The 15,688-nt window shown below is 69.9% G+C and carries 10 protein-coding genes; 2 read left to right on the plus strand and 8 right to left on the minus strand.

The window, feature by feature from the left end; all coding sequences use genetic code 11:
* Positions 1-19: 19 nt before the first annotated feature.
* Together ABZ457_RS04655 and ABZ457_RS04660 are read right to left on the minus strand one after the other, a co-directional pair.
* Complete coding sequence (locus ABZ457_RS04655) at positions 20-337, minus strand: helix-turn-helix transcriptional regulator (protein WP_359153823.1); 318 nt, start codon at positions 335-337, stop codon at positions 20-22.
* Positions 334-696, minus strand: coding sequence for a type II toxin-antitoxin system RelE/ParE family toxin (locus ABZ457_RS04660; RefSeq protein ID WP_359153825.1), 363 nt, complete (start codon positions 694-696; stop codon positions 334-336). Before ABZ457_RS04660 ends, ABZ457_RS04655 begins: the two co-directional genes overlap by 4 nt.
* A gap of 254 nt (positions 697-950) precedes the next feature.
* Here ABZ457_RS04660 and ABZ457_RS04665 point away from each other — a divergent pair, with 254 nt between their 5' ends.
* Complete coding sequence (locus tag ABZ457_RS04665; RefSeq protein WP_359153827.1) at positions 951-4,142, plus strand: tetratricopeptide repeat protein; 3,192 nt, start codon at positions 951-953, stop codon at positions 4,140-4,142.
* Positions 4,143-4,157: 15 nt separating this feature from the next.
* On the opposite strand, the gene ABZ457_RS04670 is transcribed toward ABZ457_RS04665, so the two are convergent.
* The 3 genes from ABZ457_RS04670 to ABZ457_RS04680 all read right to left on the minus strand — a co-directional run bounded on the left by ABZ457_RS04670 (position 4,158) and on the right by ABZ457_RS04680 (position 13,107).
* Positions 4,158-4,589 carry an Imm1 family immunity protein gene (locus ABZ457_RS04670; protein ID WP_359153829.1) on the minus strand — a complete coding sequence of 144 codons (432 nt, stop codon included), beginning with the start codon at positions 4,587-4,589 and terminating at the stop codon, positions 4,158-4,160.
* A 5-nt stretch (positions 4,590-4,594) separates the two neighbouring features.
* Positions 4,595-11,110, minus strand: coding sequence for an RHS repeat-associated core domain-containing protein (locus tag ABZ457_RS04675; RefSeq protein WP_359153831.1), 6,516 nt, complete (start codon positions 11,108-11,110; stop codon positions 4,595-4,597).
* 107 nt (positions 11,111-11,217) lie between these two features.
* Positions 11,218-13,107, minus strand: a complete 1,890-nt coding sequence (locus ABZ457_RS04680) for a LamG domain-containing protein (protein WP_359153833.1) — start codon at positions 13,105-13,107, stop codon at positions 11,218-11,220.
* A gap of 7 nt (positions 13,108-13,114) precedes the next feature.
* Here ABZ457_RS04680 and ABZ457_RS04685 point away from each other — a divergent pair, with 7 nt between their 5' ends.
* A complete protein-coding gene (locus tag ABZ457_RS04685; protein ID WP_359153835.1) occupies positions 13,115-13,246 on the plus strand; it encodes a hypothetical protein in 132 nt (43 codons plus the stop codon).
* Positions 13,247-13,268: 22 nt separating this feature from the next.
* Here ABZ457_RS04685 and ABZ457_RS04690 read toward each other — a convergent pair whose 3' ends face one another.
* The 3 genes from ABZ457_RS04690 to mca are packed head-to-tail and all read right to left on the minus strand — an operon-like array spanning position 13,269 to position 15,591.
* Positions 13,269-14,408, minus strand: coding sequence for a Fic family protein (locus tag ABZ457_RS04690; RefSeq protein WP_359153837.1), 1,140 nt, complete (start codon positions 14,406-14,408; stop codon positions 13,269-13,271).
* 54 nt (positions 14,409-14,462) lie between these two features.
* Complete coding sequence (locus ABZ457_RS04695) at positions 14,463-14,717, minus strand: hypothetical protein (RefSeq protein WP_359153839.1); 255 nt, start codon at positions 14,715-14,717, stop codon at positions 14,463-14,465.
* The gene (gene mca, locus ABZ457_RS04700) at positions 14,710-15,591 is read right to left on the minus strand and encodes a mycothiol conjugate amidase Mca (protein WP_359153841.1); all 882 of its coding nucleotides are present in this window, start codon (positions 15,589-15,591) and stop codon (positions 14,710-14,712) included. Before mca ends, ABZ457_RS04695 begins: the two co-directional genes overlap by 8 nt.
* Between the last annotated feature and the right edge of the window lie 97 nt (positions 15,592-15,688).

Genomic DNA, 15,688 nt, shown 5'->3' on the forward strand with positions numbered 1-15,688 from the left:
GTGCAACCGCAGCACACCCTCAGGCGATGGCCGCGATGTCTCCGTCATCGAAGTAGATGGCCTGGTGCAGACGTCCACCGAGAGCCACGGCGAACCGGGCGAGCACGTCCTGGCCCGAGAGCTGCCCTCGCTCGATCTGCGACACACGCCCCTTGGTGACGCCCATGCGGTCGGCCACCTCCTGCTGGGTCAGCCCCCGGGCCCTTCGCAGCTCGGCAAGACGCCGCCCGGTCATCTCGGCGAGTAGCTCCTCCTTGCCCGCCTGCACGGCTTCCTCGCCTCCGGCACGGGCGACGTGCTCGGCGCGAATGTCCTGCCAGCGCGTGTAGCCACTCACGACCGTCCTCCTTCTGCCCTGGCTCGTTCCTTCACGTATATCTCGTATCGCTGTTCGGCGAGGGGGATCGCCTCCCGGTACCACTCGCTCCACCGCCCCGCCTTGTCACCTGCCACCAGCAGAATGCTGCAACGCCAGGGATCGAAGGCGAAGAGAATGCGCACGGTGCCGGGGCGTAACTCCTTCAGGTTCGCCATCGACGAGCCGTGAATCGTGTCGACCAGCGGGCGCCCCAGCCCGGGCCCGCCTTCCGCCAGCGCGTCGAGGGCCTGCACCACTCTCGCGTGCGCATGGTCGTCGAGGCCGACGATCCACTCACGTACCTCGTCGACCAGGAAGATCTCCCACTCAGTGTCCACGCCATCCGAGTATAGTCATCGCTATACTCGGATGGCGTCGGCTGCTCGATCATGAACAACCGACCGCGGTCACTCCCAGCCCCGACCCGGAGGTCCGTCGGCTCGGGCTCCTGCATTGGCCGTCGGCACGTACCACCGGGCGATCCCTCCGGCACGTCGCCCCCGCTTCCCCATCCCCCCACCCCCGCACCACAATTGACGGCGCGACAACTGGGTAGGGAACCCAACCGGCGTGCACAGCGAGGGGGAGACAGATGCGGGACAGCCACCGGGCAGAGGCGGAGCGGCTGCTGGGGCGGGCGGTCGAGGAGGAGGTCCGGCGCAGTGGCGGGCGGACCGACGGGCAGGTGCTGATGTCGCGCGGCCGGGCCGCCCTCGACACCATGGCCGCCGGCGCGGCCGAGGAGTACGCCGCGTACGAGCAGGCCCTCGCCGAGTCGGCGGCCCATCGGCCCCCGCTGTCCGAGCGCTTCTCCCGCCGGAACCTCGGCACGCCCGCGCTGGTCACCGCCGTCGCCGCGGCCGCCGCCGTGGGCGCGGACGTGGCGCTCGGCACCGCGACCGGCACCGCCCTCGGCGCGGGCGCCGTCGTCGCGGTCGCGGGGGCCGCGACCACGGTCGCCAAGGTGACGGCGTCCCACTGGCCCGCCTCCCACCGCCGCGCGGGCGCGGCCGGCCAGCCCGGCGGGCCCGAGCAGTTGCGGCTCCAGTGGCTGACCGCCCTGGAGGTCCGCGGCATCCGCCCGTTCCTCGACCAGCAGCGCATGCTGTCGTCCGCCGCCGCCCCCGCGAAGAAGCCCGCCGCGCCCCGGCTGCGCGGCGGGGACCGCAGCGCGGCCGCCCGCCGCCGGTCCGTCCTGGAGCAGTCCTTCGGCCATCTCCCCCAGCCCGAGGGCCCGTTCGCGGGCCGCCGCGAACAGCTCGCGCAGATCACCCAGTGGGTGCACGCCTCCCGCGCCGCGACGCAGACGGAGCCGACCGTCGTCGTTCTGCACGGCCCGCCCGGCGCGGGCCGCACCACCCTCGCGGTCCGGGCCGCGCACCACCTGAAGGACCAGTTCCGGGGCGCCTGCCTGGTGGACCTGCGCGGCGAGAGCGGCCGGCCGCTCTCCACCCGGGACGCCCTCCTCCATCTCCTCAACCGCCTCGGCGCGCCCCGTGAGCAGCTCCTCTTCCGCGAGCGCTCCTCGGCGGAGCAGCACGTCGCCCGGCTGAGCGAGCTGTACGACAAGCATCTGACCGGTCTGCCCGTCACCGTCGTCCTGGACGACGCGAGCGACCCCGAGCAGGTGCGCACCCTCGTCCCCGAGCGTTCGGACAGCCTGGTCCTGGTCACCTCCCGGGCGCCGCTGGAGCTGCCGAAGGACCTCCGGGCCCGGGTGCACCACCTGCCGGTGGACGCACTGGACGCGGTCGGCGCGGAGGAACTCCTGCGCCAGGCGGCGGGCGACGAGGCGGCCGCCGGGCCGTACGACGCCCAGGCGGCGGACCGGGTCGGCGAGCTGTGCGGCGGGCTGCCCCTCGCCCTGCGGATCGCCGGGTCCTCCCTCGGCGAGCGCAGCGCGGACCGGCTCGCGGCGGACCTGGCCGCGTACGGGCCGGTGGACCCGGTCGAGCGCGTCCTGTGGCTGCGCTACACGGACCAGCCCGAGCAGTGCCGCCGGCTGCTGCGCCGGCTGGCGCTCGCGGGGCGGGCGTCCCTCGGCACCGCCGCGGCGGCCGCGCTGCTCGGCGCGGACGAGCAGGAGGCCCGGCGGCTGCTGGCCCGGCTCGCGTCGGCGGGGCTGGTGGACCACGTCCGCGGCTCCCGCCACCGGCTGCACGACGTGGTCCGCGCCTTCGCCCGGGCCCGCCTCCTCGACGAGGAGGACGCGGCCGACCGCACCGCCGCGCAGGAGCGGCTGATCGAGAACTACGCGGACCTCGCGGGCGCGGTGATCCGCATGGTCGACGGCAAGATGTCCACCCGGGCCGGCCGCTTCGACTCGCACGGCTTCCCGTCCCTGGACGCGGCGCTGCGCTGGCTGGACGAGGAGTCCAGCTTCATCACCTCCGCGCTGCGGCACGCGGAGGGCGTCAACCAGCAGGCGGTCCTGGGGCTGCTGGGCGCGCTCTGCGACTACTGCCTGCTCCGCGGCGACCTCTACCGGCTGGGCGAGATCAGCGAGTTGACGCAGGCGGTGGACCAGGGGCTGCTGGAGCGCTCGGTGCGCTGGCGCACGGGCATCGCGGCGCGGCAGCTCGGCGAGCTGGACAAGGCGCGGACCACGCTGTCCTCGGTCGTCGGCCTGTACCGGGAGGCCCGGCACGACGCGGGCGCGGCGCTGGCGCTCTGCTCCCTCGGCATCACCCTGCACCACCAGGGAAATCTGACCGAGGCGGCGGCGAAGCTGAACGAGGCGATCGCCCTCCAGTCCTCGCCCGAGCAGGACGAGGACCGCGCCTGGTCCCTGCACGCGCTCGCGGCGGTGGAACGCGACCGGGCGAACCTCGCGGAAGCCGAGGCCCTGCTGGAGCGGGCGCTGCGGCTGCACCGGGAGGGCGAGTCCCTGCACGGCGAGGCGTGGACGCGCTTCCAGCTCGGGCAGGTGTGCCTGCGCCGGGGCGATGTCGCGGGCGCGGACGAGGCGCTGGGCCGGGCGCTCGACCTGTACGGGCAGACCCGGGACGACCGGGGCGAGGCGTGGGCGCGTACGCAGCTGGCGCGGGCCCGGCTGGTGGCCGGGGACGCGGGCGCGGCGGCCGAGCAACTGCGCCAGGCCCTCGCCCGCCACCGCGAGAACGAGGACGCGCGCGGCGAGGCGTGGACCCTGTACTACCTGGGCCAGGCCCTGGAGGAGCAGGGCACCCGCGACGAGGCGGTCCGCGAACTGGAGCGCGCCCGCACGATGTTCTCCCGGATGCGGGACGTGTACGGGCTGGCCTGCGCCCGCCACCACTCGGGCCGCGTCACCCGCGACCAGCGCGCCGCCCAGACCGGCAACCTGCGCAACTCCGGCTTCGCCCGCCAGCTCCTGGTGGACGCCCGCGCCGACTTCGCCCGCATCAAGGTCGCCCACGGCGAGGCGTGGACCTGCCTCGAACTCGCGGTCGTCGACGCGGGCAACGACCGCGCGGCCCAGGCGCTGGCCCTGTGCGACGAGGCCATCACCCTCTTCGCCTCCTACGGCGACCGCCGCGGCGGCGACTGGGCGGCCTTCCTGCGCTGCACCCTCCTCCCCTACGCCTCCCCGGGCGGCTCCGAGGTCGGCACCGCCGTCGCCCAGCAGGAACTCACCACCCTCCGCACCACCCCGCACCCCGCCCGCGACCCCAAACTCGACGACTGCGCCGAAGCCCTGACCGTCGTCCTCACCCGCGGCCCCCGCCTGGAGGACGGCTGGACGGCCTGGCCACTGGGGCTTGTGCCGGGGCGGCACGCGCGGGAGGTGATGGGGGTGGGGTGAGGGGGCGGTCCGGGATCACTCGACTCCCGGCTCCTCCTGCCACTCGATGCACGTGGGTCGCTGCCCTCCGGACAGGAGGAACTCCTTCACCGCCTCGCGCACGAGGGGAAGCGGGATTTCTGCATCGGCAGGAAACTCCCGGGAGTGCCCCGCGATGTGGTATACAACCTCTCCATCACGAACCTTCGAGGCCCCGATTGAAACGTAGTTACTTTCGTCAACAAAACTCACAACTCCGACCCCACGCGCCCCATCGGCGCCAACCAGGAATTGATGGTCGGGAAACCCCGAAGGAAGGAGCTCGCGCTGCAGACTCTGCAGAAAAGCCATAGTCTCATCCTCATCACCGAAGGCAAGTGACTCAATGAGCGCATCAACATCTTCCGGCGAATAGACCATCGCCGGATCATCCGCATGCCGCTCGCTGTAGTAGACCTGAACTTGCATGATAACTACCTACCACCTATCCCTACGCTCCCATTCCCGTACGTATGGGAGCGGAAGCCACCCTTTCCATCCGGCCAGTGTACCGTGAGCTGACGCTTGCCAAGCATAGTATTGAGGACCTGATCACAGCCCATCGGCGCCCTGCACGGCCCTTTAGGATTATTGATTACAATTTCACCCTTTCGAATGCCGTCACGTATCATTATGGCAACAAATTTCTGCTCAACATCACTAGCGGCCCCCGAGTTTGCGGCCCCCTTCAGGATTCCCGCATCCCTCAGTCGCTTATTTGAGATTTTCCACAACTCGTCATCAATAGCCTTGTTCCCGCTATTCACGAGATAAATTCGACCATCAGGAGAGATCCCCATACCCTGGGTCTTCTTCTTGAAAGGGAACGCCTTCATCGTAACCTTCATGCCCTCCAGCAAGCTTGCGAAGCTAAAGGAACTACTAGCTCGCCCAGCGCCGGCTATCACACGGCTCGGCCCACTTGGCCCCCAGCCCACAACGTTTTCGTTGTACGGGAGGTAGTCGCAGGTCCCATCCATGTTGCACATGAGGTGCATATCGGGCGGGCCCATACCAAGAACTTCGTTCCAGAACCACTTAAGGGGGGTGGGAATTCCGGGTATCCCGGTTTCCTTATACGGGCCAGGCGTCGGCGGAGGTCCCGGGCTAGGGCTGGGAAGCGGATCACCACCACTGGTAGTTGCTGTACCACTACCAGTGCCACTGCCGCCACCGTCCCCAGCCGTGGAAGTGGAATTTCCGTTGTAGTTGTCCCCGTAGCCGATGTCCGGACGGCCACTGTTGCTTCCCGGCTGGCAGCGACCATTTCCGGGGTCGTCACAGAGACCGGTGGGGTCCGAGAAGGTGACGGGGCTCTGGCTTGCGTAGGCGTAGCCGTTGAGCGACTGGGGTCGCTCGGGCATCAGGATCGGGTCGACGCTGATGAACTGCCCGATGGCCGGGTCGTACTGGCGGGCGCCGATGTGCGTGAGCCCGGTCCCCTTGTCGGCCGTCTTGCCGAGGAATCCCTTGTCGCTGGGCCATGAACCGCCGGCCGGGGTGCCACGGTCGGCGCCGAACGGGGTCATCCAGCGCTTGCTGAAGGTCTGCGCACTGCCGGCGTCGACGGCGAGGCTCTGTGTGCCGTGGTGGTCGCCGGCCAGGTACATCAGCTTGACGGTGCCCGACTCATTGGACCGGACCGCCACGGTCTGGTCCCCGGAACCGTAGTGGCGCTGCGCCCACAGCGTGCCGTTGGCACGGCGGTGCAGTTCCGTGGCCCCCGCATACAGCACCCGCTCGCCGTTCTTGGCGTGGCGGATCAGCAGGGTGCCGTCGGCGTCGTAGATGTAGTCGGTGGACGCCGTTCCCTCCGTCAGTTTGGAGAGCCGGCCCTCGTCCGACCAGGCGAGCGCCTGCGAGGCGCTCTTTCCCGGGCGCTTCGTCGTGTTGCCGGTGGCGTCGTAGGCGTAGGTGGGCACGGTGGTCGAGCAGTTCGCGCTCGCCTGGGTGCTCGTCGCCGTGAGCGTGTGCGGCTGGCCGGCGCCGTAGCAGTAGGTGGTCGTCGTCTTGCCGGTGGTCTTGTTCTGGGTCTCCGTCGTGCGCTGGCCGGCCTTGTTGTACGTGTAGCTGGTCCAGTACGGCGCCGGGCCGGAGAGGCTCGCGGCGCTGCGCGGGTCGGAGCACTTCTGCGAGGCCGGGGTCCATGCCTCGGTCATGCGCCGGTGGCCGTCGTAGGCGAAGCACTGCGTCTCGGCCGAGCCGGTCCCGCCGAGGGTGGTCGGGTCGCTGATCGAGGTGACGTTTCCGGCCTGGTCGTAGGTGTAGTTCAGGCTCTGCAGCATGTACGGACGCGTCATGTCCGTGACGTTGCTGCGGGTGAGCCGGCCGGTGCCCGCCTCGAAGGTGTTGGTGACGTAGGTCCGCTTGTGGGCGTCCGTCGAACCCGTGCCCATCACGAGCTGCTGCGGCTGCCCCAGCTCCGAGTACACGGTGTCGAGCAGATAGCCCGTGCCGCCACCGATGGAGGTGACCAGGCCGAGATCGTTGTGGTCGAACTCGATCGCCTCGGCGGGGAGCCCGCCCAGCGCCGGCTCACGCGAGTTCTGCAGGGTGCCGTCGACGTTGTAGTGGGTGCTGTACTTCAGGACCGACGGCGCTCCCGACTGGACGAGCGGGTCGTCCGACGGCAGCCGCAGTTCGGTCGCCACCGGCCGCGACATGCTGTCGAAGGCCGTCACCGCCTTGGTGTACGCCTTGCCGGCCTTGCCGCCCACATAGCGGGTGGACGCCGTCGGCTGCCCCTTGAGCAGGGTGTCGTAGGTGTACGCCGTCAGTTGCGTGGCATCGGTACGGGACCCGGACCAGGTACCGGTCCTGCGGCCCAGCGCGTCGTACTCGGTCAGCACGGACCGGTTGCGCGCGTCGGTCGTCTTCACGGGACGGTCGAGGGCGTCGAAGGCCGTGGTCGCCTTGCCCTTGTCCGGGTCGGTCGCGGTGGCCTGCCGGCCGAAGAGGTCGTAGGTGTACGTCCACTTGGTGTCGTCCGGAGCGGTGATGGACGTCTGCTTGTCGTCCAGGGTGTATCCGAAGCGGACGGACGTGTACGGGGTACCGGTGCCGGTCGCCGCTCCGTACTGGGTGTCCAGGGGCTTGGTGCCCGCGTACTCACGGGTCTCAGTGGTCCGGCCGCGGGCGTCCGTGATGGTCCGTGCGGCGGATCCGCCGTCCACGGCCGTGGTGGCGGTGGAGTCACCGGTGTAGGTCGTGGTGGTGGACCACTTGCGCACCCCGCCGACCAGGAGAGTGCTGGTCGTCGCCCGGCCCGCGCCGTCGAAGACGGTCTCGGTCTGGGTGGGCGCCGCGCCGTACTCGACCCGGCTGTAGGTGCTGTTCGGCGCCTTGCCGCTCTCGTAGATGTCCGCGTGGGTCTCGTGGGCGAGGCCGCGGGTGTCGTAGCGGGTGTCGGTCAGCAGCCGTCCCCCGCGTGGGCTCGGCGACTGGGTCTGGAGGGGCCTCAGCAGTGAGTCGTAGAGGGCGTAACTGGTGTTGTAGGTCTCGCCGTCGGCCTTGAGGGTCGAGGTCGCGACGGCGGAGGCGACCGTGCGGCTGAGGTGGTAGGAGAACTTGTGGTTGGGGCCCTGGCTGCTGCGCACACGGTTGGGCAGCCATACGCCGGTGGTGCGGCCGAGCGCGTCGTAGGCGGCCTCGGTCAGCTTCTGGTTGATGTCGTAGCTGCGGACCGGCAGTCCGCGCTTGGGGTCGAGGAAGACGGCCGAGCGGTACTTCATCGCGTCCGTGACGATGGTCTTCGTCAGCGGACCGGCGTCCACGGGCGTATAGGCGGTCTCGGTGGCTTGGCCGCCCGGGTCCGTGACGACGAGCGGGCGGCCCAGGGCGTCGTACGTCGCCGTCGAGAGCTTCTGCCAGCTCACGCCGCTCGCGGGGTAGCCCTGGGCGCGTCCGGTCCAGGTCACGCGGCCGGCGGTCGGGACCATGGTCGGCGACCAGGCGAGGCCGTCGTAGGCCGTGGCCACGTCGGAGAGGACGTCACCGCGCTGCTTGGAGTCCGCCGGCAGGACGAGCTGCGCGTCGGTCACCGAGCACGGCCGGGAGACCAGGCGGTCCCGGGACACCAGGCTGGTCAGGCCCTTGTCGCCGTTGCGGGCGTACCAGGTGGTCCGGCAGGTCTCGTCCCCGGTCTTGGCGTCGTCGCCGCGGTCCTCGACCGTGCGCCCCATGCCGTGGTCGTCAAAGGTGGTGACGACGGTCCGGGCCCGCCAGGAGTCGGGGATCGTGAGATGGGTGTACGACGTGGTCAGCCGGGTCCGCACGAAGCGTGCGACATGGTCGATGGACTCGGGGATGCCCGTCTGCCGTGCCGTCTCCTTCGACCAGGGCTCGTTGACGACCGCGCTGATGGGCTTGGCGCCGTCATAGGTCACGCTCTGGCGGAGCTGCCCGGCGTACTGGTCGGTGTCGTCGACCGTCGCGACGCCCAGTGCGGGGCTCTGCAGCGGCGGCAGGGGGACGGACCGCTTGGTTCCGTTGCTCTGCTTGTCGCCGTCCATGCCCTGGAAGTAGAGCGAGACGGACTTGGACCGGGTCCGGTCGAGCGCACCCGTGTACGCCGTGACCTGGCGGTATCCGCGCCAGTCGGACCAGGTCCGCTCCTCCTTCGGGGTGAAGGGGTCGTCGCTGTGGTGCCAGGCGGCACCCGAGTACTCGTAGGCGTGCTCCATCGTCTCGCCGTCGCCGGCGGGGTCGGAGACCGTCACGGCCAGCACCCGGTACTTGTGGAACCAGTCGACCGATGCGTTCTCGGCGCCGTTGATGTTCCAGAACTGCGGGTAGCAGGAACGCGTGTTGCTGTCCTGAGGAGCGTCGATCACCTGGCTGCGGACGCACTCGGTGGGCGAGAGCGTGACCTCGGTGATCGCTCCGGTCTCCGAGGTGATGGTGGAGATGCGGGGGCGGGTGAGCGGAAGGATGTCGTCCGTCTTGCCGTCCACGCGGTTGGGCCGCATCTGGTAGGTGAAGGAGACCGGTTGGAGCGTGATGCTCGGGGACTCCGACTTGCCGGTGCGCTTGATCGACTTGAGGGTCAGGACGTGGTCGGTGACGTCGTCGTCCAGGTCGCCGCCGTCGCGGTACTCCTGTTCCAGGGCCCAGCTGTCCACGGGGTCGTGCTTGCTCGTGGTGGCGTTCCAGGAGAAGGTGTTGACCCCGGTGAGGCGCTTGCGGGTGAAGAACGCGGGGGCGGCGGAGTCGCAGTCCTCGTCGCCGCTGGTGCAGATGGCGTCGAAGGGCACGTCGGGCCAGTTGTCCGAGGTGTCCTCGGTGAGTTCGCCGCAGTTGGATGCGGTGCAGCGCTCGGCGTGGTCGAAGGTCACCTTGGCGTCCGCGGAGTCCGTGAACAGGGCGCCCGCACGGAGCCCGTACGCGATCTCCTTCAGGTACCCGCCCCGCGTGTAGGAGGCGTTCGCCGTCTCGGACTTGTTCTTCTTGTAGTGGTTGGTCTCCTTGGTGTACCAGTACGTGGCCGCATTGCCGGAGGTGTCCTCGACGTAGTCGAGGTTCCAGCGCCACGCCTGGGTGAGGGAGCGGTCCTTGAAGGAGCTTCCCCCGGTGTAGCCGGGTTCACCGGCGTCGTCGCCGAAGACCGGGACAGTCCAGGTCGAGTTGGTCCGCCGACTGCCCGCCCCCTCGAGCTTGTTGAGGCCGAAGGCATAGGTGGTGCCGTCGCCGGTGACGACCTTCCAGTGCTCGCCGTCGTCGTCGCCGTTGTCCGCTCCGGTCGAGCGCGTCACCTTGGAGGCGTCGTCGCTTTCCAGGCGCCACGTCTTGTCGTTGACCTTGACGAGGCGGCTCGACTTGCCGTTGAGGACGATGCGGGCGTTGTCGTACGTCCAGCAGCGGTCGTAGACGTCCTTGTGACCGTCGTCGTCACAATTGTCGTAGGTGCGCTCGATGTACGACTCGGTGAGACCGAAGCCCTCGCCGACCGGAGTGCCCTGGTTGTTGGTGTTGGCTGTGCGGCCGTCGATGCTGCCCGAGTCGTAGGACAACCCGAGGCGGGGCGCGGGGCCCGCCGCGGCCGGCGGCACGGTGAAGTCGTAGGACCAGGTGAAGGAACCCGAGTTGCCGCCTGCCTGCCAGGACGAGGACGCGGACAGGTCCGTCGCGGAGTAGTCGCCGCTCCCCTTCGGGGACTGGCCCGCGCCCGGGCCGGCGGCTGTGACGGCGAGGACCGTGGCCTGGCCCGCTGATGCCGCGCGTGCGAGCTGAGGGGTGTGGCCCTCGTTCGTGGCGGGCAGCTCGACCGCGGCGGAGACGGTCTGCCGCATGAGGTCGTTGCTCGACGCGACGGAGCTCTGCTTACGGCAGTCGGCCTTGTCCGGCGTCGTCAGGGCGCAGGCGGGCAGTCGGACGAGACGCAGTCGCTGCGACCAGCCTCCTCCGATCGTGGCGGCGAACCCGCTGTAGTCGACCGCGACCTCGGCCCTGCCCGGGTCGGTGGCCGCGGCGGTCAGCAGGACACCGGTGACTCCCGCCCGTCGGGCCGCCTTCTGGTCCAGGACGGTGACGCGAGCCCCTGTGCCCGCCGCCTGGGTGCTCTTCCCCTTCCTGGGCTTCACCGTCACCGGCACCCCGGCGGGCGCGGCCTTCGCGGTCCGCCCCTCGGCCAGGGAGAGGTGTGCCGAACCGGCCTTCGGCCACGCGGTGGCGGACCTCTCGGCGTCGGCTCGCCTGACCTGCTGGGCGTTGACGGCGACGTCCTTGGCCACCCGGGCACGGGCCTTCAGCGCACCGGGGTCGGCCGCCTTGACCTTGGTGCTCTTCGGCTCGGGCACGTCGGGCCTGCCGAGGCCGGACGGCTGGGCCTGTGCCGGCGGCGTCGCGAGCCCGAGGGGGGCGAGCAGCGCGAGCGCCAGGGACCGTGCCAGCAGGCTGCCGCCCCATCTCCGCGCGGCGCGCTGCCGTCTCGACACACCCGCGTTCGCACCCATGGCCCCGCCCAACTCCCTGAAACCGAAGAAGGCCCACATGTCGTCCGCGCGACCCGCTCGGCCGCTGCGGGTGGCGGAGCATCCCGCCCGCCACCCGCGATCCGTGCTCAGCCGCCCACAGCGGTTTCGACCTGCTGCGCGCTCGCCATCGCCCCGCTCCACAGCCGCACTTCGCCTACCCGGCTCGGCAGATGGTGCTTCCAGCCACCGGAGGTGAACCCGCGGCCGATGGCGAAGTCCCCGTTGCCGGCCGCGGCGGTGAACTCGGTGTCGTCCCCGTCCTGGTTCTGGTTGAGGTAGAGCCGGATGACGTCCTCCTGGGCGTCGAACACGCCGGTCAGCCGCACGGCGCTGCCGATCGTCGCCTCCTCCGTGGACCTGACCGAGGAGAAGGTGCCGTTGTTCTCCAGCCGGCCGAAGTGCCAGTAACCCACCGGAACGACTTCCTCCTCGAAGTCGTCGTTGAGGACGGTCTTGGTACCGGTCAGCTCGAACCAGAAGCCCCAGGCCGAACCGCCCGCGGTCCGTTGGCCGAGGACCTGGCCGGTGTAGCCGGTGCTCTTGCCCTTGAGCTTCTCCTTGTCGAGGCTCACCAGCGTCGTCACGGTGAAGGACCCGGTGTCGTCCACGACCGGCCCGGCGGTTCCGGCGGCGTCGTTCACGCCATCGAGGACGATCTCCTCGTCCTGGACCGCGGCGCCCCCGGTCAGCGTGAGGGTCCTGCCGTAGCCGGACGAGGCGTCCGGGACGGTCGTAGCGGACGCGGCCGCAGCGTTCCAGTCGGCGACGAGTTCCACGTCGGCGAACTGCTCGGACGTCACGGCCCGGGCTTCGTCGCGTATCTGCTCGCTGCTCAGCGCTTCCTGCCACACGACCGCCTCGTCGATCGACCCCTTCATGTGGTCGGTGACCGCGTCCCCGTACATCAGGCGCCCGAACTGCAGCGGCCCGTCCGCGTTCCACGTGGTGCCCGCGTCCGCCGATGCGGCGAGGTCGCCGTTGAGGTAGAGGCGCATCTTCTTGGTCGCCGCGTCGTGCACTCCGGCGACATGCGTCCATACGCCCTTGGGCGAGGTGTTCGGTGCCATGGCCTCGCGGATGAACGTGCCGTCCGTGGAGTGGACGCGCATGCTCCACCTGCCGCCGTAGGTGATGGCGAACGGGCTGTACTTCTTGGCCCACGGAGCCGCCGACTGGGGCGTCTGGCTGATCACGCCGACCGTCTGCGTGGAGGCGGGGTCCACCCGGACCCACGCCGCCACGGTGAAGGAGGACCGGGCCTCGATCACCGGGCCGGAGGTCGAGGCATGGCCCGTGGTGCCGTTGAGGACCATGCCCTTGTCGGTCACCGGGGTCGGCAGGGGGTTGGCCTCGGCATCGTGGGTGATCAGACCCCGGCGTCCGCGGTCGTCGCGGACGGCGGAGCCGCTGAGGGTCGCGTCATGGGTACCGGGAGCCTCGGAGTTCTTGGCGACACCGGACTTCTCGTCGAAGTGCCATCGCCCCACCGGCCCGGGCCCCGGGGACACCAGGAACTCCCGGTGGGCTTCCTCTCCGGCGCGCCCGAGAGCGTCATAGGCCCTGACCTGCACCATGTAGGTGCCTGCGCGCGGCGGTGTCAGACTCACGGTCACGGTGGACCCGGTCTTCGGCTTCCATGTGGTCTCGGTGGACAGCTTGTACTCGTAGCTCTTGACGCCGCTGATCTCACCGGCCGCCGGGGCGAAGGTGAACGAGCCGGGCTTGCCGGGCCCGCCGGCGGACGGGCACGCGTTGGGCGTGCACTCCGCGTAGGGGGACCCGAAGGTGATCCGCGGAGGATGGGGCCGGGTGGGGTCGACCGTGAAGTAGCACCAGCCGGTGGTCGACGCGTTCGACGGACCCGGAAGCTGTGACTTGCCTCCGTTGTAGTACGAGCGGGTCCACGAGCGGTACCGGTACAGCACCCCTTCGGTCAGCTTCGGGGTCGTGGCCGTCAGCTTGCGGTTGTCACCCACATATCCCGTGCTCGGCCGTTCCATCTCCGTGAACGCGGCGGACCATGTGCCGTTCGACGCCTTCTTGTCCACGCTCGTCCTGACGGTCCGCTGGCCGTCGGTGCCGGGCTACGCGGTGGGCGGGGACGGCACCCCGTAGCGCACCGCGCCCCTCGCCGTCGTCAGTCCGCCGCGTACGGGTCCGTGAGCCGGACCGGACCGGCGGCGTGTTCCAGGACGTGCGCGGGGAAGCGGGTACCTGGTACGTAGAAGCGGGCCTTGGTGTTGCCGACCGCTTCGAGCAGGCCCGCGTCCGTGAGAGCGCGCATGTCCCGCACGGCCTGCTGACCGCTCAGGTTCTCGGCCCGCTGATAGCGGGCGCGACGGACCCGGCCCACGAGTGCCGCGTCGTGCAGAGCGGTGATCTGGCGCTCGTCGATCCCGTGGGCGGCGGCGAATTCCTCCAGGTCCGTCCAGCACCGGTTGGAGCGTTCGATCCGGAAGCCCACCAACTGCGCCTGCTGGTGGTAGGCGAGCAGGTTGAACCGGATCCAGGGACGCGTGTCGCGGTCGGGGCTCCATTCCGGGCCCGCGGTCTTGAGGACCTTGTAGTACTCCCAGGTGTTGCCCGGCGCCCCCAGCCACGCCTCGATCGAGGAGAACTCGGGTGCCAGCACGCCGCCCCGCGCGATGAGCAGCGTCTGGAGGGAGCGGGACATCCGGCCGTTGCCGCCGGCCCACGGGTGAATGTTGACCAGATTGAGGTGGGCCAGGGCGGCCCGGAGAAGGAAGTGCGTCTCGGGGTCGCCGTCGTTCAGCCAGTCCACCAGTTCGCCCATGAGGGCGGGGAGGCGGTCCGCGTCCGGGGTGACGTAGGCGGCCACCTCGGGGCGGCCCGGTTCGTTGATCCACGCTCCGCGCCTGCGCCACTGGCCGGCGAGCCGCCGCGGGTGATGGTGCCCCTGGAGCATCCAGTGCAGGCCGTTCAGCAGGCCCTTGGAGTAGGCGAAGTCGGGTACGTCATGGAGTGACTGGATGTACGTCATGGCGTTCTGGTACGCCAGTGTCTCCGCCTTGTTCTCCTCCGAGGTGGCCACTTCGCGCTCGCCGTCGAGCAGATCCTCGACATCGCGCGAGTCGACTTTGTAGCCCTCGATGGTGTTCGAGCCGGCGATGGCGTCGGCGGTGAGGCTCTTCCGCAGGCCCGCCGTCCATTTCGCCGGGGTCCCCAGCACCTGGTGCCGCAGCCTTTCCCGCCGTGTGTCGACCTCGGCGAGTACCCGCTCGTCCTCGCGGGTCAGCGAAGGGATGGAGTACAACATGATTCGATGATACCCAGTGGGTGTCATCGAATCATGTTGCAGCGATCCCCCCGCTCAGGCCGTCGAACCGCCCGCCCGCTCCGCCGAGGGCCCGGTGCCCGAGGAGCCGTCGGGGGACGGCTGCTCCTCGAAGTTCACGCGCCCCATGTGGCGGTTCATGGACTTCATCAGGAACCACACGCCGACCGCCATCACCGCGAAGACGATGAAGCCCAGGACACCGGGGGTGACCTTGTTCTCGTCCAGCTCCTTGGCCAGGGTCGCGACGTGCGTCATTGCGAGGTTTGCGCTAGCGCTCATGTCAGGCATTCTCCCGGACGCCCTCGAAGAGGTCGCTCTCGGGGAGGGAAGTGTCCACGAGGGACTTCGCCAGCTCGTACTCCTCGGTCGGCCAGACCTCCTTCTGGATCTCCATCGGGACCCGGAACCAGCCGCCGTCGGGGTCGATCTGCGTCGCGTGCGCGATCAGCGCCCGGTCGCGGACCTCGAAGAACTCGGCGCACGGCACATGCGTGGTCAGCGTCCGCTCGGCGCGCTCGAACTCCTTCCAGCGCTCCAGCCACTCCCCGTACGGCGACTCCAGGCCGCGCGCGAGGAGCGCCTCGTGGAGGGCGACGGTGCGCGGGCGGTTGAAGCCCTGGTTGTAGTAGAGCTTCTGCGGCTGGAAGGCCGGACCGTACTCGGGCTCCGGGAACTTCTCGGGGTCGGCCGCGCCCTCGAAGGCCACCATCGTGATCTTGTGGGTCATGATGTGGTCGGGGTGCGGGTAGCCGCCGTTCTCGTCGTAGGTGGTGATCACCTGCGGACGGAACGCGCGGATCTTGCGCACCAGTTCGCCCGCCGCCTTGTCGACGTCCTCCAGGGCGAAGCACCCCTCGGGCAGCGGGGGCAGCGGATCACCCTCGGGGAGGCCGGAGTCGACGAAGCCGAGCCACTCCTGCTTCACCCCCAGGATCTCGCGGGCCTCGTCCATCTCCTTCCGGCGCACCTCGTGGATGTTCTCCTCGATGTACGGGTCGCCCTGGAGCTTCGGATTGAGGATGGAGCCGCGCTCGCCCCCCGTGCAGGTCACGACCAGCACGTCCACCCCCTCGGACACATACTTCGCCATCGTGGCCGCGCCCTTGCTCGACTCGTCGTCGGGGTGGGCGTGCACGGCCATCAGTCGCAGCTGCTCAGTCAAGACTCGATCCTCAGTGATTCGTCGCGTCGTGCGCTCTCTATAGTGACCGAACCGGGGGGCGGAAAATTCCTGTCCCCGGAACCCGGAGGGATCGATC

This window comes from Streptomyces sp. NPDC005805 (assembly GCF_040630445.1).
GTDB lineage: Bacteria > Actinomycetota > Actinomycetes > Streptomycetales > Streptomycetaceae > Streptomyces.

Coding starts and splice junctions, on each gene's coding strand:
- ABZ457_RS04665 (WP_359153827.1), top strand. CDS start 951: ATGCGGGACAGCCACCGGGCAGAGGCGGAGCGGCTGCTGGGGCGGGCG.
- ABZ457_RS04690 (WP_359153837.1), bottom strand. CDS start 14,408: ATGTTGTACTCCATCCCTTCGCTGACCCGCGAGGACGAGCGGGTACTC.
- ABZ457_RS04695 (WP_359153839.1), bottom strand. CDS start 14,717: ATGCCTGACATGAGCGCTAGCGCAAACCTCGCAATGACGCACGTCGCG.
- ABZ457_RS04675 (WP_359153831.1), bottom strand. CDS start 11,110: ATGGGTGCGAACGCGGGTGTGTCGAGACGGCAGCGCGCCGCGCGGAGA.
- ABZ457_RS04670 (WP_359153829.1), bottom strand. CDS start 4,589: ATGCAAGTTCAGGTCTACTACAGCGAGCGGCATGCGGATGATCCGGCG.